25 protein-coding genes are annotated in these 24,456 nt (G+C 58.9%); 3 read left to right on the top strand and 22 right to left on the bottom strand.

Annotated elements, in window-relative coordinates; translation table 11 throughout:
- Window positions 1–146: 146 nt before the first annotated feature.
- Entirely contained in the window at window positions 147–737 is a 591-nt protein-coding gene (locus A8B82_RS11100; RefSeq protein ID WP_067292154.1) for a MarR family winged helix-turn-helix transcriptional regulator, read from the bottom strand.
- Window positions 738–897: 160 nt separating this feature from the next.
- Here A8B82_RS11100 and A8B82_RS11095 point away from each other — a divergent pair, with 160 nt between their 5' ends.
- Window positions 898–1,584: a GntR family transcriptional regulator gene (locus tag A8B82_RS11095; protein ID WP_067292150.1), complete on the top strand. Its 687-nt coding sequence runs from the start codon at window positions 898–900 to the stop codon at window positions 1,582–1,584.
- Between the two features lie 101 nt (window positions 1,585–1,685).
- Here A8B82_RS11095 and A8B82_RS11090 read toward each other — a convergent pair whose 3' ends face one another.
- The 6 genes from A8B82_RS11090 to A8B82_RS11065 form a co-directional block, all read right to left on the bottom strand.
- Window positions 1,686–2,132, bottom strand: coding sequence for a type II 3-dehydroquinate dehydratase (locus A8B82_RS11090; RefSeq protein WP_067292147.1), 447 nt, complete (start codon window positions 2,130–2,132; stop codon window positions 1,686–1,688).
- A 19-nt stretch (window positions 2,133–2,151) separates the two neighbouring features.
- The gene (locus A8B82_RS11085) at window positions 2,152–3,447 is read right to left on the bottom strand and encodes a TRAP transporter large permease (RefSeq protein ID WP_067292145.1); all 1,296 of its coding nucleotides are present in this window, start codon (window positions 3,445–3,447) and stop codon (window positions 2,152–2,154) included.
- Complete coding sequence (locus A8B82_RS11080; protein ID WP_067292142.1) at window positions 3,444–3,968, bottom strand: TRAP transporter small permease; 525 nt, start codon at window positions 3,966–3,968, stop codon at window positions 3,444–3,446. The genes A8B82_RS11085 and A8B82_RS11080 overlap by 4 nt, the downstream gene beginning before the upstream one ends.
- 72 nt (window positions 3,969–4,040) lie before the next feature.
- Entirely contained in the window at window positions 4,041–5,036 is a 996-nt protein-coding gene (gene dctP / locus A8B82_RS11075) for a TRAP transporter substrate-binding protein DctP (protein ID WP_067292140.1), read from the bottom strand.
- Window positions 5,037–5,139: 103 nt separating this feature from the next.
- Entirely contained in the window at window positions 5,140–7,023 is a 1,884-nt protein-coding gene (locus A8B82_RS11070) for a bifunctional sugar phosphate isomerase/epimerase/4-hydroxyphenylpyruvate dioxygenase family protein (RefSeq protein WP_067292137.1), read from the bottom strand.
- Between the two features lie 10 nt (window positions 7,024–7,033).
- On the bottom strand, window positions 7,034–7,909 hold the full coding sequence (locus tag A8B82_RS11065) for a shikimate dehydrogenase (RefSeq protein ID WP_067292133.1): 876 nt from the start codon (window positions 7,907–7,909) through the stop codon (window positions 7,034–7,036).
- Window positions 7,910–8,029: 120 nt separating this feature from the next.
- On the opposite strand from A8B82_RS11065, the gene A8B82_RS11060 reads away from it, so the two are divergent.
- A complete protein-coding gene (locus tag A8B82_RS11060; protein ID WP_067292130.1) occupies window positions 8,030–8,689 on the top strand; it encodes a TetR/AcrR family transcriptional regulator in 660 nt (219 codons plus the stop codon).
- A 104-nt stretch (window positions 8,690–8,793) separates the two neighbouring features.
- Here A8B82_RS11060 and A8B82_RS11055 read toward each other — a convergent pair whose 3' ends face one another.
- From A8B82_RS11055 to A8B82_RS11030, 6 genes are read right to left on the bottom strand one after another with little or no spacing between them, the layout of a single operon-like run.
- Window positions 8,794–10,026 carry a four-carbon acid sugar kinase family protein gene (locus A8B82_RS11055; RefSeq protein ID WP_067292128.1) on the bottom strand — a complete coding sequence of 411 codons (1,233 nt, stop codon included), beginning with the start codon at window positions 10,024–10,026 and terminating at the stop codon, window positions 8,794–8,796.
- Between the two features lies 1 nt (window position 10,027).
- A complete protein-coding gene (locus A8B82_RS11050) occupies window positions 10,028–11,293 on the bottom strand; it encodes a ribulose-bisphosphate carboxylase large subunit family protein (protein ID WP_067292125.1) in 1,266 nt (421 codons plus the stop codon).
- Between the two features lie 7 nt (window positions 11,294–11,300).
- Window positions 11,301–11,840: a VOC family protein gene (locus A8B82_RS11045; protein WP_067292124.1), complete on the bottom strand. Its 540-nt coding sequence runs from the start codon at window positions 11,838–11,840 to the stop codon at window positions 11,301–11,303.
- Window positions 11,841–11,848: 8 nt separating this feature from the next.
- Complete coding sequence (locus A8B82_RS11040) at window positions 11,849–13,126, bottom strand: TRAP transporter large permease (protein WP_067292119.1); 1,278 nt, start codon at window positions 13,124–13,126, stop codon at window positions 11,849–11,851.
- On the bottom strand, window positions 13,123–13,656 hold the full coding sequence (locus A8B82_RS11035; RefSeq protein ID WP_067292117.1) for a TRAP transporter small permease: 534 nt from the start codon (window positions 13,654–13,656) through the stop codon (window positions 13,123–13,125). Before A8B82_RS11035 ends, A8B82_RS11040 begins: the two co-directional genes overlap by 4 nt.
- Entirely contained in the window at window positions 13,656–14,669 is a 1,014-nt protein-coding gene (locus A8B82_RS11030) for a TRAP transporter substrate-binding protein (protein WP_067292115.1), read from the bottom strand. Before A8B82_RS11030 ends, A8B82_RS11035 begins: the two co-directional genes overlap by 1 nt.
- A 156-nt stretch (window positions 14,670–14,825) precedes the next feature.
- Here A8B82_RS11030 and A8B82_RS11025 point away from each other — a divergent pair, with 156 nt between their 5' ends.
- Complete coding sequence (locus A8B82_RS11025) at window positions 14,826–15,851, top strand: LacI family DNA-binding transcriptional regulator (protein ID WP_067292112.1); 1,026 nt, start codon at window positions 14,826–14,828, stop codon at window positions 15,849–15,851.
- Between the two features lie 20 nt (window positions 15,852–15,871).
- Here A8B82_RS11025 and A8B82_RS11020 read toward each other — a convergent pair whose 3' ends face one another.
- From A8B82_RS11020 to A8B82_RS10980, 9 genes are all read right to left on the bottom strand, one after another.
- Window positions 15,872–16,516 (bottom strand): glutathione S-transferase family protein, encoded by a 645-nt coding sequence (locus tag A8B82_RS11020; RefSeq protein WP_067292105.1) that lies wholly within the window; start codon window positions 16,514–16,516, stop codon window positions 15,872–15,874.
- Between the two features lies 1 nt (window position 16,517).
- A complete protein-coding gene (locus A8B82_RS11015; protein WP_067292102.1) occupies window positions 16,518–17,261 on the bottom strand; it encodes an SDR family NAD(P)-dependent oxidoreductase in 744 nt (247 codons plus the stop codon).
- A gap of 25 nt (window positions 17,262–17,286) precedes the next feature.
- Entirely contained in the window at window positions 17,287–18,486 is a 1,200-nt protein-coding gene (locus A8B82_RS11010; RefSeq protein WP_067292099.1) for a CaiB/BaiF CoA transferase family protein, read from the bottom strand.
- A gap of 86 nt (window positions 18,487–18,572) precedes the next feature.
- On the bottom strand, window positions 18,573–19,460 hold the full coding sequence (locus A8B82_RS11005; protein WP_161489451.1) for a helix-turn-helix domain-containing protein: 888 nt from the start codon (window positions 19,458–19,460) through the stop codon (window positions 18,573–18,575).
- Complete coding sequence (locus tag A8B82_RS11000) at window positions 19,457–20,770, bottom strand: TRAP transporter large permease (protein ID WP_067292093.1); 1,314 nt, start codon at window positions 20,768–20,770, stop codon at window positions 19,457–19,459. The genes A8B82_RS11005 and A8B82_RS11000 overlap by 4 nt, the downstream gene beginning before the upstream one ends.
- Before the next feature lie 10 nt (window positions 20,771–20,780).
- The gene (locus A8B82_RS10995) at window positions 20,781–21,335 is read right to left on the bottom strand and encodes a TRAP transporter small permease (protein WP_138069744.1); all 555 of its coding nucleotides are present in this window, start codon (window positions 21,333–21,335) and stop codon (window positions 20,781–20,783) included.
- Window positions 21,336–21,343: 8 nt separating this feature from the next.
- Window positions 21,344–22,306, bottom strand: coding sequence for a TRAP transporter substrate-binding protein DctP (gene dctP, locus A8B82_RS10990; RefSeq protein WP_082899253.1), 963 nt, complete (start codon window positions 22,304–22,306; stop codon window positions 21,344–21,346).
- Window positions 22,307–22,851: 545 nt separating this feature from the next.
- Window positions 22,852–23,052, bottom strand: a complete 201-nt coding sequence (locus A8B82_RS10985) for a hypothetical protein (protein ID WP_067292084.1) — start codon at window positions 23,050–23,052, stop codon at window positions 22,852–22,854.
- 352 nt (window positions 23,053–23,404) lie between these two features.
- On the bottom strand, window positions 23,405–24,064 hold the full coding sequence (locus tag A8B82_RS10980; RefSeq protein WP_082899252.1) for a hypothetical protein: 660 nt from the start codon (window positions 24,062–24,064) through the stop codon (window positions 23,405–23,407).
- Window positions 24,065–24,456 lie beyond the last annotated feature (392 nt).

The raw sequence follows: 24,456 nt of genomic DNA, 5'->3' as shown, positions 1-24,456 counted from the left end.
CGACGCTTGTCCATATTCCAGTCCTCCCAAGACAATCCCCCGCGCAAATTGCACGCAGATAATCTGTGGCCGACCGGGCATATCCCCGAGTCGGCCCACGTTGGGAAATTGGTGTATTATATCTTAGCTGTCAAGTAACTTTATAATTAAGGTATATCGTCTGTACTGACCGCTGGTGGTTGTTTGGTCCGAGGCTTCAGGACACGTCGCGCCAAGGGGTTTTCTTCAAAAGGAATGACTTGCTCCCACCCATGTTCGAGCTGACCCAGCGTCGCTTCCAATGCGACAATTCCGACAGGATCTAACCCCGCCCCAGCAAGCGCACGCTCGGTGGTTTCCGCCAGACTTTTGACAGCCCGGTCGGCCGTCTCGACGCCGCGTTCACTCAAGCAGAGCAGATAGCCGCGGCGGTCATTCGGATCGGCTATCCGCTCGGCGATGCCCTGTTTGACAAGCCTGTCGATCCGGTAGGTCGCTGCACCTGACGTGATATTGAGAATCCCGTAAATGTCAGTCGGCCGCAGGCAATAGGGTCGCCCGACGCGACGCATTGAAAAGATCAGCAGCATGTCCTCGGGGCGGATACCTTCCCGAATCCCGATCTCAGCGACAACATGGTCGATCTCGATCGCAAGCGCGCGCAATCTGAAGGTCAGTGGCACACCAGTGTTCGCCAGGTCCGGTCTTTCCCGCCGCCAAGCATCAGAAATCAGCTCGGGCATAGTCTTGTCGTTCATGTAGATTCCTTTAGGTTTGGTTCGATGATGCAATAGCCTGTCTTGATAATAAAGATAAACGATCCGGTTATGGGACAATCACTTTGGTCAGTATAGATCTTCCCTGATCAGCCAGTTTAAGACTAACGGCGGCGCCAATTGCACAATATACTGATCACCGATGGAAAATTTCAGGTTCGAAACACAAGAGCGTTCCGGTGACACGATAGGCGAAATTGCCTATCGGCGCATCCGTTCGCACATCGTGAATGGCCAGCTTTTGCCCGACAGCAAACTCAAGCTGGACCGCATGAAGGAAATTTACGGTGCCAGCGTCACCACCTTGCGCGAAATTCTGAACCGGCTCGCGGTCGAGGAACTGGTCACAGCAGAGGGTCAGCGCGGGTTTCGTGTCGCAGGTGTCAGCGGTGCCGAGTTCCGCGAACTTGCGGCCCTGCGCATGTTGCTTGAAACACATGCCTTGCGGGCCTCTATCGGTCAGGGCGACATCGAATGGGAAGCCTCGGTGGTGGCCGCGCATTACAAACTGGCGGTGGCCGAACGGAACCATATCGCGGGAAATGAGGGCGGTGTTGATCAATGGGTGTCGTGCGACTGGGGCTTTCACTACGCAACCATCGCGGCCTGCGGCCAGCCGGTGCTGATGAAGACACATGCGTCAATCTTTGACAGATTCGTCCGGTATCACATGCTGGCGATGAATTTTCGCGGGCAAGGCGTTGTGGACGACCACAATGCGCTGCGAGATCTGGTGATTGAACGCAACGCGGACGGTGCTGTAACCCTGTTGCAGCGACATATCCAAAGTGGGTTCGATCACGTCATGAGCACAGGGCGTTTCGACTGATCGGCGGTGTCGCCTTTGCAATCGTCGAAATGCAGCATCACCGCAAGACTGGAAGGCGCATGTCCGGCCTCCTGAACTGCGCCAGCTACACGAGGACAAGGCTAACCCCGCGCTCTGGCCAGTTCCGCAAGTTTCCGGATGGCAAACTCGTACCCGCGCACACCGAATCCTTCGATCTTTGCTGTCGCCGCTTTTGACACATAAGACAGGTGTCGAAATTCATCGCGGCGGAACAGCGGCGAAATGTGGACTTCGATAATGGGCGCATCATAGATCAGCAGGCTGTCCAGAATGGCAATCGACGTCGATGTAAACCCGGCAGGGTTGATCAGCAGGCCCGCGGTCATGCCGCGCCCCTGTTTGATCCAGCCCATGATTTCCGCCTCGCTGTCGCTTTGGCGAAAATCCATGTCTACGCTTTCTTCCCCGGCGATACGCTGGCACAGCGCTTCGACATCGGCCAGCGTATCATGGCCGTAGACCTCGGGCTGGCGGGTGCCGAGCATGTCGAGGTTGGGGCCGTTGATGATCAGGATGGTGTCAGGCATGGAAAGCTCCGGTTCACTGTCACCCTTTGTACCCGTACAGCCGTGGCAACCACAGCACGAGGTCGGGGACAAAGGTGATGATCGCAAGCCCTGCAATCATGATGGCGAGGAAAGGCAATAGGTGACGGATGGTGTCGCGGATCGGCGATTTGGTGATTGAGGTGACCACGAACAGTAATAATCCGTAGGGCGGTGTGGCCAGCCCGATCATGGTGTTGACCACTACAATGACGCCGAAATGGACCGGATCGACACCAAGCGCAACCGCCGTCGGCAGAAAGATCGGGACAATCACCAACAGGATCGCATTCGCTTCCAGCAGGCAACCCAGCAGCAGCAGCAACACGTTGACCATCAGCAGGAACGACATGAGCGTCAGTTCACGGTCCCCCAATGCGTCGCGGATGACGTTTGGAACCTGTTCGATGGTCACCACATAGTTGAATGCCAATGCCCCCGCGATCAGGAAGCCGACGCTGGCCGTCGAACGGGCGCTGTTGCGTACCGTCTGATAGGCCGTGCGCAGCGACACCGAACGGTAAAAGACCGTGGACACCAGGAAGGCATAAAGTGCCGCCATCGCCGCAGCTTCCGTCGGTGTCGTGATGCCGCCGTAGATACCCACCAGCAAGATCACTGGCATCAACAATGCAGGAACAGCGCGCAGTGTAATGCGCGGCAGATCGCGCAGCGGCACCGGATCGTCGACCGGATAATCGTAAATGCGGGCCTGCCATGCGTTCATCACCATCAGCAGGACACCAAGGATCAGACCAGGCACGACGCCCGCCAGAAACAGGAATCCGATCGACGTGTCGGAAACAAGCGCAAACAGCACCATCGGGATCGACGGCGGAATGATAGGTCCGATGATGGCCGAAGCGGCGGTGATCGCGCCGGCATAGGCACCGGGGTATTTGCCGTCCTTGGTCATCAGGTTGATGATGATCCGGCCCATGCCCACGGCGTCAGCGATGGCTGATCCGGACATGCCCGAAAAGATCAGTGAGGACACCACGTTGACGTGGCCCAGCCCGCCCCGGAACCGCCCGACCAGCGCCCGGCAGAAATCCAGCAGGCGGTCAGACAGCGACCCCACGTTCATCAGATCGGCGGCAAAGATGAACAGCGGAATAGCCAGTAGAACATAAGAGCCGTAAAGCCCGGTCAGCATCTGCTCGAATGCAATGGACATGTCGTGCCCTTGCAGCAGCAGATAAAAAACAGAGGACGCCAGCATCGCGTGCCCGATGGGCAGGCCGATGATTGCAGTCATCAGAATAACGGCCACGCAGGCCCCAAATTCCCAGCTCATTCAACAAGATCCTTGCGTACGACCGCATCCGCTCCGGCCTCGGGCGCATCGTGTCCTTGCGCCGCGGTCCAGAACACCCACAGGTAGCGGATGATCGACACGACAGAAAACACCAGTGCGATGGCGTAGACCCAGTTGAAGCGGATATCGAGATAAGAGGTTTTCTGGATTTTCATGAAGGTCACGAAATCCCAAAGCGCTGGCAACGACCACGCGTAGATGCCCACCAGAAACACCGAGAACACCATGCGGAACCAGCGCCGTACCGCAGGCGAGACGCTGCCGTACAGAATGTCAAAGCGGATCTCATCCTCTTCGCGTGCCGATACGGACTGTCCCCACAGCAGGATCCACAGCCATGCGATCACACACACCTCCACGGTCCAGCCAACCGGAGTGTTCATGACATAGCGCATCAGTACCTGAATGATGAAACACAGGAACATCGCAGCCAGCAGGATCGCGGGAACCGCGTCAGCCAACACACGAGCAACTTGCTTGAGACGGGTAAAAGAGGGCATCGTTTCTTTCCGCAATGGTCAGTCAGTGTGGCCCGCAAACGCGGGCCACACCAAGCTGATGTGGCAAAGGGTTTAGTCAGCCAGTGCGTTGATCGCGTCGATCATGCCTTCGGGCCAGCTTTGCGCAAACTCGGATTCCAGATATTTCTTCTGCGCATAGTCGCGGAAAGCAATCCGGTCGGGTTCGTATACTTTCAGGCCTTCGTCCTTGAAGAACTGGATCAGCTCGACTTCGCGGTCAATGTGACGCTGGGTGCTCTTGTCGATGGCTGTGTCCACTGCCGATTGCAGCGCTTCTTGCTGCTCGGGCGTAAATCCGCTCCACAGCTCCGCGCTGATCGCCAGCACGTCAAAGCCGACAAGGTGGCCGGTCAGAACGATCTGGCTGGTCACTTCGTAGAACTTCATATTGTAATCGTTCGGCAGGGGGTTGTCCTGACCGTCAATCGCGCCGGTTTGAAGGGCGGTGTACACCTCCGCATAGGCCAGTGGCGTCGGGCTGGCACCGATGGATTCACCCAGGAACTGCCAGGCATCGCCACCGGGCATCCGCAGCGTTACGCCGTTCAGATCTTCGGGCTTCATGACCTCTTTTTCGGGGGCGAGGTTCACCTGCCGCGTGCCGAAATAGACCGGTGCCAGAACGTGAATGCCGGCTTCTTCTGTCAGCGCCAGAAGCTGCGCGCCAACATCGCTTTTGAAAGTCGCTTTCAGGTGGTCGGCGTCGCTGAACAGATAGGCCGAGGTCAGGATCGACCATTCCGGAATCTGTTCAGAAATGGTTTGCGGTGCGATCAGGCCCATTTCAAGGTTGCCGCGCTGGATCGAGGTCAGCTCGGTGCCCTGTTTGACCAATGTGGCCCCGTTGAACACCTGCATGTCGAATTGATCCGACACCGCATCGGCAATCTCAGCGAAAGCTTCGGCGCGGATGTCGTTTTCCGATACGACGGAACTTAGGCGCAGGGTTGGTTTTTCCTGCGCGAATGCTGAACCAGCAAGGCCCGAAAGCATGGTTGTGGCAGCGAATGTGGCCGCAAGTGCGGTCCGGCGGGTTAGATGTGTCATTGGTCTCCTCCCTTATGACGGCGGCCAGAAGTGGCCAAGTCTTCAAACAATCTTCTATATGATATAACCATAAATGTCCTACGTTTTATTTCCCAAGGTCTGCTCAGGTGGCGGGCATCCCCTTGGGTTTTCGAAACTGCTTTTGCGCGGCGATCCTGAAAGGCGCATTTGGCGCACCGTATCCCGAATAGCCGCCGCGACGCTCGACCACCTCAAAGAACATCTGACCGGCGAAGGGCTGCGAATACAGTTGGAAGAATTCGCCGCTGTCGTCTGCGTCATACAGGATATTCTCGGCCTGCATGCGGGTCATCACCTCGGGGGCAATGTCGAACCGCGCGGCCAGATCATCGAAGTAGTTGGGTGATATGGGCAAAACCGGAAAGCCTGCATCGCGCAAAGCCCTGGCGGTGGCAAAGATGTCATCGGTGGCCAGGGCGATATGCTGAACCGTCGCCCCCAGCCCCTCGGCAAGAAATGAACCAGCCAGCGTGCGATGCGTCTCGGCACCGTTCAGCGTGATGCGGAAACTGCCGTCATCTGTCGCCAGCGCACGGCTGCGCACCAGCCCATCGGGATCGACCACATCCACCATCGGCGCCTTTTGCATGTCGAAAAGGCTGGTGTAGAACAATGACCATGACAGCATCTCGTCATAGGTCATGGTCTGTGCAATGTGGTCGATGCGCGTCAGCCCCGCATCTGCCTCTGCCGGGGCAGCAGGCTGGAATTCGATGTCCCACACCTCGGCAAGGCGTCCGTCATCAATGAAATGCATCACGCTGCCGCCCAATCCACGGATCGCCGGAATCGGCAATTCTCCGGGCCCCAGGGGTTGCGAAAACGGTTTCGCGCCAAGCGCCGTGGCGCGCTGCACAGTGTCTTCGGCAGACGCGACAGAAAGCCCGATATCGCACACGGTTGTCCCGCGCACGTTCCAGGCATTTGCCGCGTGACCCTCGGTCTCCGCGTTCAACACGATACGGATGCCCCCCTGATGCCACAGCGTCACATCTTTCGACACATGCCGCGCTGCTTGGCGGAAACCAAGGCTTTGCAGCAAGGTTTCAAGAGCGGCCAGACCCTCTCCACGGGATGCAAATTCAACAAACGCCGTGTCCTTGACCGGGACATGGCCCGGCAGTTCGGGCAGACCAACGGCCACATCCGGTTCGGCGCGACGCACATCGTCCATCAACCCGATCAGCGATCGGTGCCCGTCCTGCGCAACGGTGCCCGGACTGCCACCGCGGAACTGGTCATTGAAGATTTCCAGGCTGACAGGCCCGGAATAGCCTGTCGCCATCACCGCTCGCATAAAGTCGGTGACGGCCAGATCGCCCTCGCCCGGCATATTGCGGAAGTGGCGGGACCAGTACAACAGATCCATGTCGATGCGCGGCGCATCCGCCAGTTGCACAAAGAAAATCTTGTCGCCCGGAATACGGCGGATGGTTTCGGGGTCGATCCCGCGGGCCAGCGTGTGAAAGCTGTCAAGGATCAGGCCGACATTCGGATGATCGGCCCGACGCACCACTTCCCAGGCATCGCGGTGATCGTTGACATGGGTGCCCCAGGCCAGCGCCTCGTATCCGATGCGCAAGCCCCGCGCCGCAGCACGTTTGCCCACTTCGGCAAAATCCGCCGCCGCGCGGTCAATGCCCCCAAGCGCCTTGGGATGGGTGGATGAGCAGACCAGCACCAGATCGCAGCCCAGCTCCTGCATCACGTCAAACTTGCGCTCCATCCGATCGAATGCCTTGGCACGCAAGGGTTGTGGCAACCCTTCGAAATCACGGAACGGCTGGAACAGCATCACCTCAAGACCTGCGGCGCGGATACGTTCTCCGACTGCACGCGGCGTGCGGATGTCAGCGATGAAATCCTGCTCGAAGATCTCGATCCCATCAAAACCGGCGGCAGCAATTGCCTCGATCTTTTCTTCGAGGTTGCCGGAGATGGAAACTGTGGCGATGCCGGTTTTCATATCCCTGCCTTCATTCTGCGCCAAAACTGCGGAAAGTCGCGCGCATCCGGTCAGGATCGGCGGGAAGTCTTGTAAACAGTTCAAAGGCACGCACCGCCTGAAAAATCGCCATGCCTTCGCCCGGCAAGGTCCGGCAGCCGACCGCGCGCGACGCCTTCAGCAGCGCGGTTTCCAGCGGAAAATAGACAATATCCGCCACCCAGTGATCGGCGCGCAAACAGGCCACATCGAACGGCGTGCCAGGCAGCTTGGCCATGCCCATCGGCGTCGCGTTCACAATGCCATTGGCCCGAGCAGCAGCCCCGGCCAGATCTGGTGCCACCTCGGCCTGCCCCCCGGCAGCACAGACCGCAGCAGCCAAGGCTTCGGCGGCGTCTATCCGGGTGTCTGAAATCAGGATGCAGCGCGCGCCCAGATCGCTGAGCGCGTGGGCGACGGCCCCGCCTGCCCCGCCAGCACCGATCAACAGAACCGTTTCGAGCGGCGCATCTGGCAAGCCACGGCGAAAACTCTCGGCAAAACCCCAGAAATCGGTGTTGTGACCGAAACGGCGGCCGTCCTTGAAAACCACCGTATTCACCGCGCCGACCCGCCGCGCCGCATCTGAAATCTCGTCCAACAGGCTGATCACATCCTGCTTGTAGGGATAGGTAATGTTCAGCCCGGCAAACCCGTCAGCCTCGGCAGTATCAAGGATGTCTGACAACTGGATACCTGCCTGCCCGTCGGAGTCGATCAGATCATAGCGGCAATCCAGACCCTGCTCTGCGGCCTCTGCCTCGTGCATCGCCGGTGTGCGGGACAGACCGATCCCACGTCCGACCAGCCCCATCCGCAAGGTTCTCGCGACACCGGGCGCGTCAATTCCGTGCTCTTCTACTGACATTCGCACAGACCTCCCCATCGCACGTTTTCCCCAAAATGTTCTCAAAAGTACAATTTGTCAAATACAAATGTACTACCAAGAACATTTTTCTTTCCCTATAGTTTGCGCATAGAGGACGGCATGACAAATTCGACGACAGACGACAGACGCGGATGGACGCAGAATCCCGAAGGGGTGAAGCGCGATATTCTTGCGGTCGCCGTATCAGAATTCGCCGCGCGCGGATTCTCGGGGGCCAAGGTCGACGACATCGTGGCCCGGACCCAGACCTCGAAGCGGATGATCTATTACTATTTCGGCGACAAGAAGGGCCTGTATATGCGGGCTTTGGAAGCCGCCTATCTCAAGGTCAGGGAGGGCGAAGCCGCCCTCGATCTGGGCGACCTGCCGCCGCTGGAGGCGCTGTCGACACTGGTGGCCTTCACCTTCGACCACCACCGCGAAAACCCGGATTTCATCCGTATGGTGATGATCGAGAACATCCATCAGGCAGAAGCGTTGTCGGCGTCTGAAAAGATTCGCAAACTGAATGTCGCGGCCATCGACAAACTGCGCGAGATCTGCGAGCGCGGCGAGAAAGAGGGCGTGTTCCGCCACGGCCTCGACCCCATCGCCCTGCACTGGCAAATCAGCGCCGCAAGTTTTTTCAATGTCTCGAACCGGCCCACTTTCTCGGCGCTGTTCGGTGCCGATGTCTTTACCGAAGATGGCCAGTCGCACCTTAGAAAGCAGACGGTCGAAGCCATTCTAGCCATTGCGCAGCCCGAAGCCCCTTTGTGAAACTTCATACTAGGGCCAGGTCTCAAATTTCCTCAGGCCGTCAAACGTGGCCATCTCACGCCCGTCAGCGCGACAACACCGATCCCGCACATGCAGAGGGTCGATCAGGGCGCAGCTGATCCTCTGCTCTTTGCGAAGACGTCAAAGAGGTCGGCTTGTCCCATCTGCCCACCCTTCAGCATGACGCGCATCCGGTCACGTTCCCGCGCCTTGTGCCGCGCCACACAGACACAGGCGCCCGCCCCAAAACTGCGTTCGAAATCCAGAGCGTCAAAGCCCAGCCTTTTCGTGATCCGGCTTGAAGTATCCCCGCCCGCAAGGCCCAGATACCCGATATCGACCTTCGCAAGCACGCTTTCCACGAAACGGCCCGATGCATCCGCAAGCCCGCCGGGGTTCAGGCCATAATCCGCATCCGGGATCAGATGGGCCAGCACAGGTTGTCCAGCTTGAAGCAGCCGGGCGGCTTCCAGCGACAGCTGGTCAGACAGCAGAGCGTCTGGCGTCAAAGGAAGTTTTCTAAAAGCTCTGGCATTGCGGACCTGTTCAAAGGTGTTTGCCGAACGGCTGCCGGCAAAGACCAGAAGATTGCCCGCCACGGGCCGTTCGGTTTGCTCGGGCTGGATACCCTTTTGGGACGCAGCGGTCAGAATTTCCGCGACCGAACTTGCGCCGATCAAGAGCTGGCGTCCACCGGCAAGTGCAAGGGCTCCGGCGATCAGGGTCTGGTCGTTCGGCGTTACCACATCCAGAAGAACCGGCCCACGCGCCATCCTTTGCGCCAGCGCTTGTGTACTTCCCAATTCGGTAAAGGGCACAAGATCAAGATCGCCAAGCCCCTGCATTGCAAGATGCGCGCGCAGATCGGCCTCGGTCATTGGCGTCACGGGGTGCTGGCCCATCACCGGATGGCGGTCGATCCGGTGAACCGCACCATCCGGGCCCCTGGCGAACAGATTGCCAAAGACGCAGTACCGCCCCAGACTTGGCTGCCCACCGATCACGGCGACCACATCCGGTTTGAAGCGCCCGATCAAATCCATCGCCACCGCACCGATGGATCCGGTCGATGGACTGGAATCGAAAGTCGAACACACCTTCAAATGCAGCACAGGCGGGTCGGCATCGGCAACCCGGGGCCAGAGCTTCGCAATCTCTGCAAGCGCCGCTTCGGGCTGGATCGAGCGCAGATCCGTCGGCAGGCCAAGTGCCATCAACCCATCCGTCGCACCATCCGCGTTCAGCACCAGCCGCGCAGGCCAACCCCTGCCAGAATAGGTGGCCAGACTGTCCGAGGCCCCGGTGAAATCGTCGCCCAGAAAGACAACTTCGGTCATGTCATTTTGACCCGAAGAACCGCAATGCGGCGGCCAGCGCAGGGCGGGTCTTTGCCGCCTGATCCAGACGTTCGCCCGCGCATACCGCATCATAGGCTTCGCGCAGCGATCTGATCCCCGCGTCGGGACCATCCGGATGTGCCAGAATGCCGCCGCCACACATGAACATGAAATCGGGCTTCCCGGCAGCTTCGAGTGTCCGTGGCAAAGTACCGGCCCACTGGCCAGACGAAAATGCAGGCATCACACGATCATCCGGCCCCCCCTCGCTGAGCGGTTGCAGACAGGCGCGCGCGGCTTCTGTCACCTCTTCGGCGGTATCGACGAATTTGCCCCCGATCCCGTGGACATGCATGTGGTCGATCCCCGCCAAACGGTACAGCGCATGATAGGCAGCAAAGCCTATACCCAGCAGCGGATGACGGCTCATCGCGCCAAAACCGTTGCGGTGCGCATGGATCGCCAGCGGCGTATGGGCGCGCAGCGATTCCATCCCGGACAGGCCACACCAATTCAGGCTGGCCATCACACAACTGCCCCCTTCGGAAGCAACAAGATCGGCGTGGCGGCGCATCGCGTCGGTTTCATCCGTGACGTTGAAGGCCATCATCACGCGCCGCCCGGTCCGGTCCTGCCATTTGCGAACCACCGCCATGACGGCGGGCACACGTTCGGCAAGCGGTGCGATGTCGGGATTGGCGCAAACCTCGTCATCCTTGATGAAATCGACACCTGCTGCACAGAGTTGATCGACAAGGGCCGCGATCTCTTCGGATCTCATCCCGACATTGGGCTTGATGATGGTGCCAAAGATCGGACCATCGCTGACACCCAGACTTCTGCGGGTGCCCTCGACACCGACAGCGGGCAGCGGATAACGGCTGCGATAGGCTCCGGGGATGTCCAGCGACAGCAATTTCAGGCCGGTGATCTCACCGATGTCGTAAAGATTGCCCGACACGGTCGCGGCCAGCGTCGGCAGGTTTCGCCCGATATTGCCGACCGGATAGGCGATGCGCACGCGGGCACGGCGGAACGGACCTGACGCGCCCTTGCGCGCCACATAGGCCGACAAAAGCGCGGGCTCCGCCGCATCGTTTTCGGGCACGATCGAGAGCACCCGAGCCGCCGCACGGGCGCGCAGTTCATCGGTTTCGCCCGCGACGCGCACAAAGGTGCCGCTGGACTGCTCGCCCGCCATCATGGCGGCGACATCTTCCAGCGGAAATGGCGTCTCAAGAAGATATTCAGCGATCACGCTTTCCATGCGACCCTCACGAGGCCGAAAGATCGGGGAAGGGGCGCACCGGGTCCGACCCGTCCCAATCGACCGACGATGCGCGGATCAGATCGAACATCTTGCCCTTCGGGCCAAGCACCTCTGACAGTTCGATGCAGCTGCCGGGATGGTCCTGTTCGGCAAAATAGACAAAGCGGCCGTTCTTGCCGACGCAGCCGCTCATCTTCACGGTAAAGCCGCGGCCCAGCATCATGTCCAGATCCGCCTCGAAATCCGTGGTCCAGAAGGCAATGTGCTGCAACCCGCGCAGGCCCTTGTCGCGAAAGTCACGATACATCGACGGCACGTCATTGCGGATCTGGATCAGCTCAACCTGCATCTCGCCGGAGTTGGCCAGAGCCACCGAATTATGCGGCTCGTAACGCTCACCATCATAGGTGTAATCCTCGATCGGCACGCGCGGGTTGTAGAACCACGGACCGACGCCCATGACCTCGGACCAGTGTTTCATGCCGGCTTCGATATCGTCGACCACATAGCCAAGCTGGCGGATCGGCCCCAGAAGGTTGCTCATTTCAGACCTCAATTCATCAAAAGTTCAGGCAGCCAGGTCGACAGCGCCGGAACGGCGGAGACCACAAGCAGCGATAGAAGAAGCGGGATGAAAAACGGCATCACCCCGGCGATCACCCGCCCGATGGGCATGCGTGTTATGATTGTGATCATGTACAGGCTCATCCCCACTGGGGGCGTCAGCAGGCCGATCATCAGGTTCAGCACAAACACAATGCCCAATTGCAGCGGATCAACCCCCGCCGCCGTCAGGGCGGGTGCAATGATAGGCGCGATAATCAGGATCGCGGCGATGCTTTCCAGCACCATGCCGACCAGCAGCAGCAGGATGTTCACCAGAAACAGCAGCACCAGCGGATTGTCCGACAGGCCAAGCAGCAGGCCCGACACTTTCATCGGCACCTGATCCAGTGTCAGCACCCATGCAAACAGCGCGGCGGTGGATACGACAAACAGGATGTTCGCGGTTGATTCAGCCGTTTCGCGCAATGCGCCCAAAATGCCGCGCAGGCTGAGCGAGCGGTAGATAAAAATCCCGATCAGCATGGCATAGGCAACCGTCACGCCAGCCACCTCGGTCGGGCCGAAATAGCCGCTGACCAACCCTCCGATCAGCAGGACCGGTGCCATCAGCGCAGGAAAGGAGATCAGCGCCTTTCTGGTAAGCGCACGCGGTTCTACCCGCACGTCGTCCCGCGGCAGGCCCTTGACCCGTGCGATGACGGCGACCTGTATCATCAGCAACGCCGTCAGCAGCAGCGCCGGGATGATCCCCGCAATCAGCAGTTTCACCGCCGAGACATTGGCAACCGACGCATAGATGATGATCGGAATGGAGGGCGGGAAGATCGGTCCGATGGTGGCGGCAGCCACGGTCAGACCTGCTGCGAAATCCTCGCGGTAGCCCTGCGCCTTCATCTGGTTGATCTGGATCGCGCCAAGCGCGCCAATATCGGCCAGAGCAGCCCCCGAGATGCCCGAAAATATCAGAGACACAAAGATGCTGACCTGCGCCACGGCACCGCGAATGCGGCCAAACATCATGCGCACCAGCTCGAACAGATGGGTGGTGACACCGGTGGCGTTCAGCAGACTGGCCGCAAAGATGAACAGCGGCACCGCCAGCAAGGGCGAACTGTCCAGCGCGTTCAGGCTGCGTTGCGCGACAACCGACACGGGTAACCCATGGGTTACGATGACGATGGCGGATGACAGACCGAGGCAGACCGCAATCGGCGCGCCGAGGACCAGCAGCATCACAAAAATAGAGATAAGGATCAGGCTCATAAGGGCAATCCGTCTGCATCCCGCGCATCGCGGTAGGGGGCGGTCGGGTCACGCTGTCGCAGCGCATCCAGAACGCGCAGGGCCGCAATCACGGCCAGCAACAGGCAACCGGCAAGGGCAAGACTGTAGTACACCCAATTGGGCACGCGCATCGCCGGGGTCAGAAACTTGCCGGCACGCGGCAGAAACTCGGCAAAGCTCCAGATCATCAGTGCGGCAAAGCCCAAGGTGGCCAGATCCGCGATCAGCACCAGCCAGCGGCGCAGGGCGGGGCGCACCATGTCAGGCAGCATCGACACCGAAACCAGCACCTGACGGCCTGCCAGACAAGGCACCGCAAAGAACACCAGCGCGATGCAACTGAAGCGGGCCAGCTCGTCTGCCCACGGCAGGCCCGCGTCAAAGAAATTCCGCGCGGCAACCTGAAGCACAACCAAACCGGCGATCAACGCCAGCAGGATCATCCCCAGCACCACACCAAAACGGGCGAGCCGCGCAAGAAATGCGCGACCCGGCGTCACGTTCGGCATTAGGACACGGCCGCGATCTTGGTATACAGATCGCCATATTCCGCACCGAACCGTTCATCAACCAATGCCTTGACCGAGGTGCGGAACGCATCCACGTCCAGCCCGTCTTCCTCGCCGATCACGGTCATGCCCAGATCGCGAAGCTGCTGCGTTTCGGATTCTTCGTTGTCCAGAATGGCCCGTGTCGCCTTTTCACGTGTCTGGTTTGCCGCCTCGCGCACGGCATCCTTGCCCGCGTCGTCCAGCGCCTGCCATGCATCCTCGTTCATCACGACAACTTCGGCGTTTGACATATGGCCGGTCAGCATCAGATGCGACTGCACCTCGTAGAGCTTCACGTTCAGCACCACATTGACCGGATTTTCCTGCCCCTGCACCACACCCGTTGCCAGCGCCGTCGGCACTTCGGACCAGTCGACAGGCACGGCAACAGCGCCCATGCCTTCGACGGCGGTGGTATAAATCGGGAACGGCACGGCGCGGATTTTTGTGCCTGCCAGGTCCTCAGGCGACATCACCGCCTTGTTGCAGGTCAGGTTGCGACGGCCAAAGTAATGCGCATAGATCACCCGCACGTTGGCCGCGGCAATCAGCCCCTCGTTCAGTTCCTGCATCACCGGGCTGTCCACATCGGTCACCGCCATCAGATGATCAACGTCACGGTACAGATACGGCGTGTCGAGTGCCGCGAAGGGTTGGTATAGCGATCCCAACGCACCGGCGGTGTTGTGCGAAAACGCAATGGTGCCCAGCGATACGGCTTCAGCCAGTTCCTGTAGTTTGCCAAGCTGGCTGTTCGGGAACACTTGCACGTCGATGTTGCCGCCGGAAGTCTGGCCAAGCGCCTCGGCAAACCAATCGGCCTGCGCTCCTGCTACTGACGACACTTCGTTGTTGTGACCGTATCGCAAAGAGGTCGCAGCCCACGCCGGACGCAGCAAAAACGGTGTCGCCAATGCGCCGGCACCAGCCGCGAGAATCGTGCGACGGTTCATCAGGTTCGATTTCTTCATCTGTTCTCCTCCCAGAGATAATTTGAGGTGTTTTGAGGTGGCATGCGGCCCCACGCACTGCCGGACACTCGATAATCATTGTATTGACCCAAGGTAGAGTTTTGGTTCACCATTCGTCAAAGCAATTGGCATGAGGTGTTTTGAGGTGTTTACGTTATGAGTGCGCCAGAGGGCGGCACCGAACGCCCGCTGCTTGCCAGGGTGGCCAGTCGCGCCGGTGTGTCCCTGGCAACGGTGGACCGCGTGATAAACCGGCGCAAGGGCGTCAAGGATCGCACCCGCGTCAGGGTCCTGGATGCGGCCCGTGACATCGGATATCTCAGTGCAGAAGACGCCGAGCTGTATCGCGCGGTACGGCCACTCAACATCACCGTGCTGCTGCCTGCCGGCACAAACCCCTATCTGCGGCTTTTGGGCGAACGGGTCAAAGAACGGGTGGGCCAATCCGGCGTCGATGCGCCGTTCCTGCGGTGTTTCTTCATCGAAAGCTTCAATGCGGCCGCTCTGGTCGAGGCGCTGCACAAGAACGCAAGCTGGTCCGACGGCATCATCTTTTTCGCCATCGAACACCCCGAGGTGCGCAACGCCGCCGCCGAAATCACAGCGACCGGCACCCGGCTCGTGACGATCGTGTCCGATCTCGGAAACTCGCCCGCTGTCAGCCATCTCGGCTTGGACAACCGCGCGGTGGGTCGGACTGCTGGGCTGCTGATCGGGCGGCTTGCCAAAGCCACCACAGGCTCGGTGGCGCTGGTCGCCGGATCGCGCCATTACCGCGCCCATTCCGAACGCGAAGCCGGGTTTCTAAGTCTGCTTGACGAGATGTTCCCCGACCTGAGGGTCGTAGGAATGCGCGAGGGGCATGACGATGCGGCCGAAAATTACCGACACGCCCTTGATCTGTTCGAAAAGGTTCCCGACCTGATCGGCATTTACAATGTCGGCGGGTCGTCCGGTGGTATCACCCGCGCCATTCGGGAGAAAAAGCAGACCCAGCTGGTGTTCATCGGCCACGGCCTGACGCCGGACACCCGCCGTGCGATGCTGGACGGGACGGTTGATGCGATTTTCGACATGGACCCGGACATATTGATTGACCGCGCCATTCGCTGCCTTTCCGAACCCGCCGCACATCCCAGGCCGCTGAAGCTGGACATATATTTTCGCGAGAACCTGCCATGACGGGCAAAGCGGCTACAAATCTAGGGGCACCTTGATCGGTTCAGTTGGTCAGCCCGTTTGTAGGCCGGCCTTTCGATGTTGTGATCCAAATAGCTGTGAAGTCGCTTGTTCAGTTCGATGTCGTAATCGCAGGCCCAACTGAGGCAGGTGGTCAGCAGGATATCGGCGGTCGTAAACTGATCCCCCATCAGGTAGGTGCGTCCGTCCTCAAGCGCGACGCTGGCATGATTCAGCTGACGGGAGAAATACTCGCCCGCCCGTCGCACCACATCTGGCGCTTCTCCGTAGAGATGCGAGAGACCCTCGATAACCCCGTGCCTTCGCATCACGTAAAGGCTTGTGGAGTCGAGTTCCGTTACCGTGAAGAATGACCATTCCAGCCAACGGAACCTTGCATCGGTCTCAATCGGCCGCAGACAGGTTGCGCCCGATGTATATGTTTCGGCGAGATAGGTGATGATCGCGGCACTTTCGCCAAGCGTGAAGTTTCCGTCCTGAAGCAGTGGTATCTTCTGGCGCGGGTTGAGCGCGGTATATTCTGGTGTCTGCGTCTCACCGGTGCGGGGCAGGATCGGACGGGTTTCGTACTCAAGCTCTAGCTCTTGCAGCGCCCAGTGCGCACGCATCGTGCGGACGGTGCCGACCCCCCAAAGTATACGGGCCATCTCACCACGCCTCCACTGACGGACGCAGATCAAGCTCGTGGGTCCAGGCGTCCCGAGGTTGATTGTGCAGATACCAGTAGGCTTCGGCGACGGATCCGGTGCTGACAAGACTGTCGGGATCTATGGCGTCGACATCGACACCCGCCGCACGCATCCGTTCGTGGATCGCGGGACTGTTGACACCTGCGTCGATCACAAGGTGAGCGACATGGATGTTCTGAGGGCCCATTTCACGCGCCATCGCCTGCGCCACGCCACGCAAGGCGAATTTGGCGGATGCGAATGCGGTGAACCCTGTTCGCCCCTTGATGCTGGCTGTGGCACCGGTGAACAACATGGTGCCCGCGCCCCGTTCGGCCATTCGGCGGGTTGCCTCCCGGCCCACAAGGAAGCCGCCGAAACACGCCAGTTCCCAAGCCTTGAAGAATAGCTTGGCCGATGTTTCCTGTACGGGTTTTGAGACATTCGAGCCGGCGTTGAACAGACAGACGGCCACTGGACCCAAATCATTCTCGACGGTTTCGAACAATTTCTGCACCTGTTCTTCGTCGCGCACGTCCGTGCTGTAGGCCCGAGCGATGCCCCCTGCTGCTGCAATGTCAGCGATTAGTTCATCGGAACTTTCGGCACTGCGCCGGGCGATGGCAACGCTATAACCGCCGTCTGCGAACCTTCTTGCAACTGCCGCACCGATGGCATCCCCAGCGCCGACCAGCAGCGCAACCTTGTTTGATGTTACGTTCATTTTTCTCCCCTCCCTTTTTCCGCTTCTATTCCGGTATCCGGATCGCACCCGCCTGCACGAGCGCGTCGACCTGCTCGTCTGTGTAGCCGAGTGTGCCCAGAATGCCGCGCGCATGTTCACCGATCCGAGGGGCCCCGACTGTAAGAGAGGCGGCGTGTTCCTCGAAACGAGCCGCGGGTTTCGGTTGCAGGACAGAGCCGACGCGAGGTTGGTCAATTTCCTGGATCAGACCGCGGGCGACGATCTGCTCGTTGGCCACGATTTCATGGCGGCGCAGGATCGGGCCACAGGGAACGTCGTTGGCGTCAAGCAACTCCAGCCACTGTTCCGTCGTGCGCGCCTTGAGATGTTCTGCCATCTTGTTGATGCGTGCGGTGGCGTTGACCGATCGGCCCGATGGGCTGATAAATCGCTCATCGGCCGCCAGCTCCGTATCGCCAACCGTGCGACAGAACCCTTGCCATTCGGAATCGGATATTGTGCCGACGGTCATGAATCCATTGACTGTCTCAAAGACCAACTCGGGCCGATCATTCGGATCTCCGGCGGTTTTCTCGCGCCCGACGATGGTGTGCTGCATCATCCCTTCCGGCCAAAGATACGACAACATCACATCCAGCATCGAAACCCGGATGTGATCGCCTTTGCCGGTTTTCTCGCGCGCGTAAAGTGCGGCCGCGACGGCTTGCGCGGTGAAGATCGCCGTTGTCTTGTCTGCAACGATGGTGCGGATCAATTGCGGCTTGTTCGTACCGGCCTGAGCCTGAATGTCGCAGAAACCCGACAAGCCCTGAACGATCGGGTCATAGACCCGCTTTTTCGCATAGGGGCCGGTTTCACCCACGCCGTCGATGGACACAAAGATCAATTTTGGGAACTGCTCCCGCAAGTGGTCTGCACCAAGGCCAAGTCGTTCCATTGCACCGGGCCGGAAATTCTGTACCAGCACATCCGCTTCCGAGATCAGCCGGATCAGGATTGACTTGCCCTGTTCCGATTTCAGATCAATCGCCATCGACTTCTTGCCGCGATTTGACGAGATAAACAGCGCCGAAAACTCTCCGGCCTCGTCCACTTTTTCGCGGCTGCGGCGCGTGATATCGCCTGAGATCGGTTCGATCTTGAGCACCTCGGCGCCCTGATCGGCGAGAAACATCGTCGCAAGCGGGCCGGAAACGACGCCACTCAGATCAACTACTTTCACACCAGTTAGCGGTCCTGACATCAGATTTTCTCCCTAAGTCTTCGTTCAGGTCAAAACTATCTGGTCGGAAAGATTCGCGATTGCGGAATTGGGCCACTTCACGGTGGTCAAGCGACGGCGTCGAGACCACGTGCCTGATGCGCGTCGAGCCGCACGCGGGATGCCGTTCTGCCGGTTGCGCCCTTGAACGCAGAAGCAAAGTGCTGACTGTTCCCAAAACCGGTTTCGAGAGCGATCTCCGAGACCGTCATGTTGGTTTCGGAAAGTAGGGTCACGGCGCGATTGATGCGGCGCTCGGTCAGATAGCGATGTGGGCTGGTGGCGAAGGTCCGCGTGAAGACACGGGTGAAATGACGCCGACTGATCCCTATCACCTCCGCCAGTTCGTCGGTGGTCAGCTTGCAGGCCAGATAATCCTCGATATGGGCCTGAAGCTTGCGGATTTGCCATACCGCCATGGCCGCGTCATCGCAGCCAACGGTGGGGTTTCCGTCTTCAAGCCGATAACTCAGCCGCGCCATTGCCTTCAGTGCCCAGACGGACGCCGTTTCATGATCGGTCTTGGCGCCGTTTGCCACCTGCCCCCACAATTCGTTCAGGCTTTCGGCAAGCCAGACGTCACGAAAGGCCAGCATCGGTTTATCGACCGCCTTCGAAAGATGGGCTTTCACCAGATCGGCGGGAAAGAAGACAACCGCATAATCCACTTTCCGCCCGGTCGTCCACTCCCCGTTGATCTCAACGTCGGCAGGATAGAGCACAAAGTTGTCTGACCCGTAGAACGCCTTTTCCACCGGTTTGCCGGAAATCGTCGCGCAAAGCATTTTCGCGCCTTCCTGGAACCAGAACAGGCACATCTGGGGATTCCGGAAATGCCAGCGAAAATCACCTTCGGAGTCGCGCCGTATGTATTCGATCCGCACGGAATCGGTTGCCAAAACGTCGGTAGAACGGACCGTGCCGCCGACATTGCGAATGATCGCTGTCTCCTTCACCTCAGCACCAGGTTCGGCAGCCAGGTTGCCACCTGCGGCCAAGCGATGAGAAGAATAAGCACAACGTATTTCATCAATACGAATGGCATCGCAGCGCCATAGACGTTGGTCAGCGTAATATCCTTCGGCGCGACACCTTTCATCACGAACAGCAATAGCCCGAACGGGGGCGTGAGAAGCGAAAGCTCCATCGTAACGAGCACCAGAAGCATAAGCCAAATCATGTCGATGTCATTGCTGAGCGCCAGAGGGACAAAGAAAGGCAGGGTCAGCAGGATCATGCTGATCTGGTCCATGAAGCAGCCGAGAAACAGCAATATCACCAACATGATCAATACGATATTCATTGGCGAAAAAGCAGCTTCGGCGAGCGTTCTCAGCAGGCCCGAGGTGCCCCCCGATACCGCGAGGATCTGCGAAAAGGTCAGCGATCCGGCGACAATGAACAGGATCATCACCGAAATCTTCGCCGTCTCGATGATCGACACCCGGATGGAGGACAGTGTCAGCTTGCGGTAGCCAGCGCAGACCACCGCTGTCACGACACAACCGACGGCCGCCGATTCAGTGGGCGAGGCGAAGCCGCCGAACATCGACCCCAGGACCGCCGCGAAGATCACGAACAGCGGCAGGACGTAGACGACAATCGGGCGCCACTCGACGCGCCGCGTCTCGATCTGCGCCTCCTGTGGTGCGAGGCCGGGGTTGATGCGGCAGCGGATCAGCACGTAGGCGACAAACAGGAGCGCCATCAGCAGTCCGGGCACGATGCCGGCGATCAACAGCCCGGCGATGGATTGTTCGGCGAGGCTGGCCAGCAGCACCGCCAGTGCCGAGGGCGGGATCAGCATCGCAATGCCGCCCACCGACATGATCGACCCCATCGCGAGCTTCTTGTCGTACCCCTGACTGATCATCCGGGGCAGCAGCGTGTTTCCGATCAGCGCCGTGCTGGCGATTGTGGACCCTGACAGGCTCGCAAAGGCAGTGCCGCCCAAAAGCGACACAACCGCCAGACGTCCGGGCACCCGTACAATCAGTTTGTCGATGGCATCTATGGCCCGGATGGCGACGCCGGTGTGAAACAGCAGCTCACCCATAAGCACGAACATCGGGATCGGCGTGAGCGAGAACTTCCCGATTGCATCCAGCGCCTCGATGGGAAAGGTGACCAATGCGTCCAGCCCGCCAAGGAACAGCAATGCGCCCAGAATGTTCGCGGCCAGAAAGGCGAATGCTACAGGCACGCCAACAAAGAGCTGAAGGCAAACGACACCCAGCATTACAAAAAGGGTTGTTACCCAGTCCATGAGCGCTTCCTTACATGTGAAGTGGCTCGTCTTCGATGGCACCCCGACCCGTGTACAGACGCACGATCAGTTCGAGGGACATCATCGAAAACGCGGCGATATATATCGCGATGAAGGGCCAGACCGGCATCGGCAGCGCCTTGTAGAGCATTGACCGGTATTTCAGCGCCTCGCTGAGCGCTTCTGTGCCGTAGAAAATCAGGGACAGGCAAACCACCAGCATGATCAGGTGGATTGCCGCCTCCAGGGCCTTGGAGGCCTGTCCGGGCAAAATTCCGGGCAGGATATCAATGCGGACATGCCGACCCAGATGCAAAAGCCACGGGGCACCGATCATCGTGGAGGCGAAAAGCAGGTATTCGCACGCGTCTGCCACCCAGACGATATTACCCAGATTTGCATGGCGGGTGATCACATCCACTGTCACCAGGATCGGCACCGCCAAAAGGCCCAGAGCCGAAACCAAACCCAAACCCGCCATGAGCCGGTCAAAGACGGCCAGCAAAAACTTTTCGACTCCGGGCGTGGCACTTTCGCCTGCCACTGCGTCTTGCCTTTTGATCACGGTTCGCTTCACTCGCCATACTGGGCTTTGCGAAGCCGATTACCGATTTCGGGGTCCCGTGAAATAATCGTCTCCCATGCGCTTTCAAGCGCCGTGGTCGTGAACTTCTCGGCCTCGTCACCGGGCAGTTCGTTGATCTTCATCCCGGCGGCTTCCATCTTGTCCCGCGCTTCCTCTGCCCAGCCCTGCGATGTCTCGATGCTTCTGGATTCGAAGTCGATTGCCAGGTCTTGAAAGAGCTTTTTCTGGTCGTCGGTGAGACGGTTCCAGGTTTCGAGGTTGATCACGAGATTCAGATCGGCATCATAGAAACCGGGTTCGACACGGTAAGGTGTGATATTCAGCCAATCCGGAAGAAAGCCGATGATCGGCCAGCCAAATCCGTCGATAGACCCGTTTTCCATCAGTGTGTAGATTTCGCCCAGGTCGGAACGTACCGTTGTTGCGCCAAGCGACCCGAAGAAGGGCTGATAATGCGGCGCAACGCGCAAGCGCAGCCCTGTCAGATCGGCGGATTCGAGCGGGTTGCGCAGGTAGAGCTGGAATGGTGCCCCTTGCACCAATTTGCCCAGATAATGCAGCCCGCGCGACTCGTGCGCCTCCTGCATCGCATCAATCCAGTCGGTCTGGCGCAGTTTTTCCATCGGCTGGTCGGACAGGCTGAGCGCCAGCGATACCGGGACGGTCGTTTCATAATAGGGGCCAGTGTTGTTCATCAGGTCAAACTGGCCGCGCTGCACGCGCTCTCCCAAGGTGAATGGGCTGCCGATGGCGGGCGCTCCGCCTTTGTAGTCGATGGTTATTTCAGCACCGTTGGCCGCGTTGAAGTCCTTGATGAACTGCTCGAATGTCACGGAGAACAGATGTCCTTCCGGAAATGAGCTCGCGGCGCTGAGTGTTGTCTGCGCCTGCGCCGAGATCCCGAGACCCAAGGTGAAGGCAGTGGCCATTGCAATTTTGAGTATGTTCATTTTTCTCTCCCCATGCTGTCTGCTTTGACAGTGCTGTAGTTGTTCCGCGGAGACCGCGGGTTGGTCACGTTTGGATTCGAAACTCTCTCCACACCTCTGTGTTGTTAATCCACAACCTCCGCGCGCGTTGACGAAACGCAGCGCAGCAATGTGGAAGAGATTTCTGCCATATACGAAGTCCTCCCCGACTTTCGATTGGCAACAAGCGACTTAGCCATTAACGCTGATACATGCCCGCAAACCGTCTCGGTCAATTGGCAATTTCAGGTCAACTTGCCTCTGCCGTCATACACCGCGCACCGTTGGCTATTACGGGATCGGTGAATCGCGCATCAGCGAGTCGTAAGTACTATTAACACACTTATAATTTGCCTTCATGCCCCTGAGTCAAGCCTCTTGTCGGGTTCTCAATGCATTTCTGTGGTTTGGCGAACCCTGCGGGGTCCATGGCACATTCAGGAAATCCGGCCTGTTGATCCGCAAGCGGCCTTGTAGCGCGCATTGTTTCAGGCGGGGATTGCGATGGCATGTCCCCTCGCCGCGGATCACGGCGAAATCGACGGCCGGCGCGTATCGGAAACTGCGACACAAGCAACTGCAACCTTGAGCGCGAGCCACGCCCGGAACGGTGCATAGCGGATGGCCGCATTTGCAAACACAACAAGCCGGTGGTTCAGCGGCGGGCCTGACAAAAACGCAACATCTTCAAGGGTTTCAGAAACTGCGGTGGTGACCGATACGGGCATCCGGTGTAGCCTTTCGGGGTCATTGCTGTCATCGTGCCGGGCGAGGGTTATGCCAGGGGCCTGGATATTGGCGGCGCTTTCTCCCAAGAATTAGCCTATAAACCGCCCTAACTTGTGGCACCTCATTGTGTCCAATAATTTTGCGTTTTTGTGACAGAAGAGCGTTTCGGGTTTACCTTCAAACATCTTTTATCGCCTGGCGCGCTGAGCCCGTACATTCAGGCAGCCTTGGCTGGTCCAAGTCTGACGCGGTGCGCTACGGTTGAGCGGCCTCAGGCCATCCGACCGTTCATGTGCTCCTCCCTGCCCCGCCAGTGGATGGCTCACCAGATGCGCGCCGCTGCGCTGCCGGTCAGTCATCCACAACAAAGACAATGCGGCGGCCAAGGCCCACTTCAGCCTCTACGGCCTCCGCCATGACAGTGCTGAAATGCGTCTCTAAATAGCGCACAACAAAGCCGCTGCGCGCCGCCAGAGTGTAACGCCCGTCCTTGTCAGAGACAAAGCGCAGGGGCGCAAACCAGTTCCGGTGCTTTCCAGGGTAAAGCGTCTTAAGCCGTTGCGAGACCGCGTACCATGAGGTGCCATCATCCACCGTCGGCGTGTCGTCCTGGGCCGGTTTGGCAAAGTCGACCTGCACCACCGAAGACGGCGACGCGGGCTGCAGGCCCTCCATCCGCTCCGCATAATCCGTGCCAACCGCCATCCAGACATCACGTGACACTTCGTAGACCCTCAGCAAGTTCAACCGATAGGCCCCTACCCTGCCCCGCACACCCTTGCGCACGCAGATCAGCAGCCGGTCATCGACCCAGCGTTTTATCTCGCGTTTCACGGTGCGTTCGGTCACATGCCACATCCGCGCCATCTCTGGTTGGCCGACACAGAAGTGATCAAGTTTCCAATTGTACCGCGCCGTAATCAGGGCACAGAGACGCATCATTGAAATCTGTCGGGCCGGGGATCCATGCAGGCCAAGAACACTCAGCGCGGTCAGCACGTCATATTTCATGGACCCTGCTCCGGGTCCTGTCAGTCGCTTTGGTTCCATGTTGTTCTCACTGTCTCACCTCTTAACGGCGGCCATCTGCGGGCCGATTCTCATTGAGGATGATAAGTGCATAAAATCCCGTTTTCTGTCAACGCCCGTCGAATTACACGAATTACAAACAGAATAAAAGAATCCGGTATACTTGGTATAGGGTGACGCCTGTGTGTCACCTTAAACTTGGGTTCGTGTCACCAAATCCCCCATGTCGGCTCTGAATGTGTCACTAAATATAGATTCATTTTCCTGTGATCCTGAAGGCGCGCCGGTTTTACAGGATCAAAAACCGGAAAGTTTGTTTTTGCCAATTTTGCCATATCCCGTTATTGAGGCAATATAGTTGAATAGCAAGAGCA

The sequence above is a fragment of the Sulfitobacter sp. EhC04 genome, assembly GCF_001650875.1.
Lineage (GTDB): Bacteria > Pseudomonadota > Alphaproteobacteria > Rhodobacterales > Rhodobacteraceae > Sulfitobacter.
This window is presented reverse-complemented; position numbering and strand designations above follow the sequence as displayed.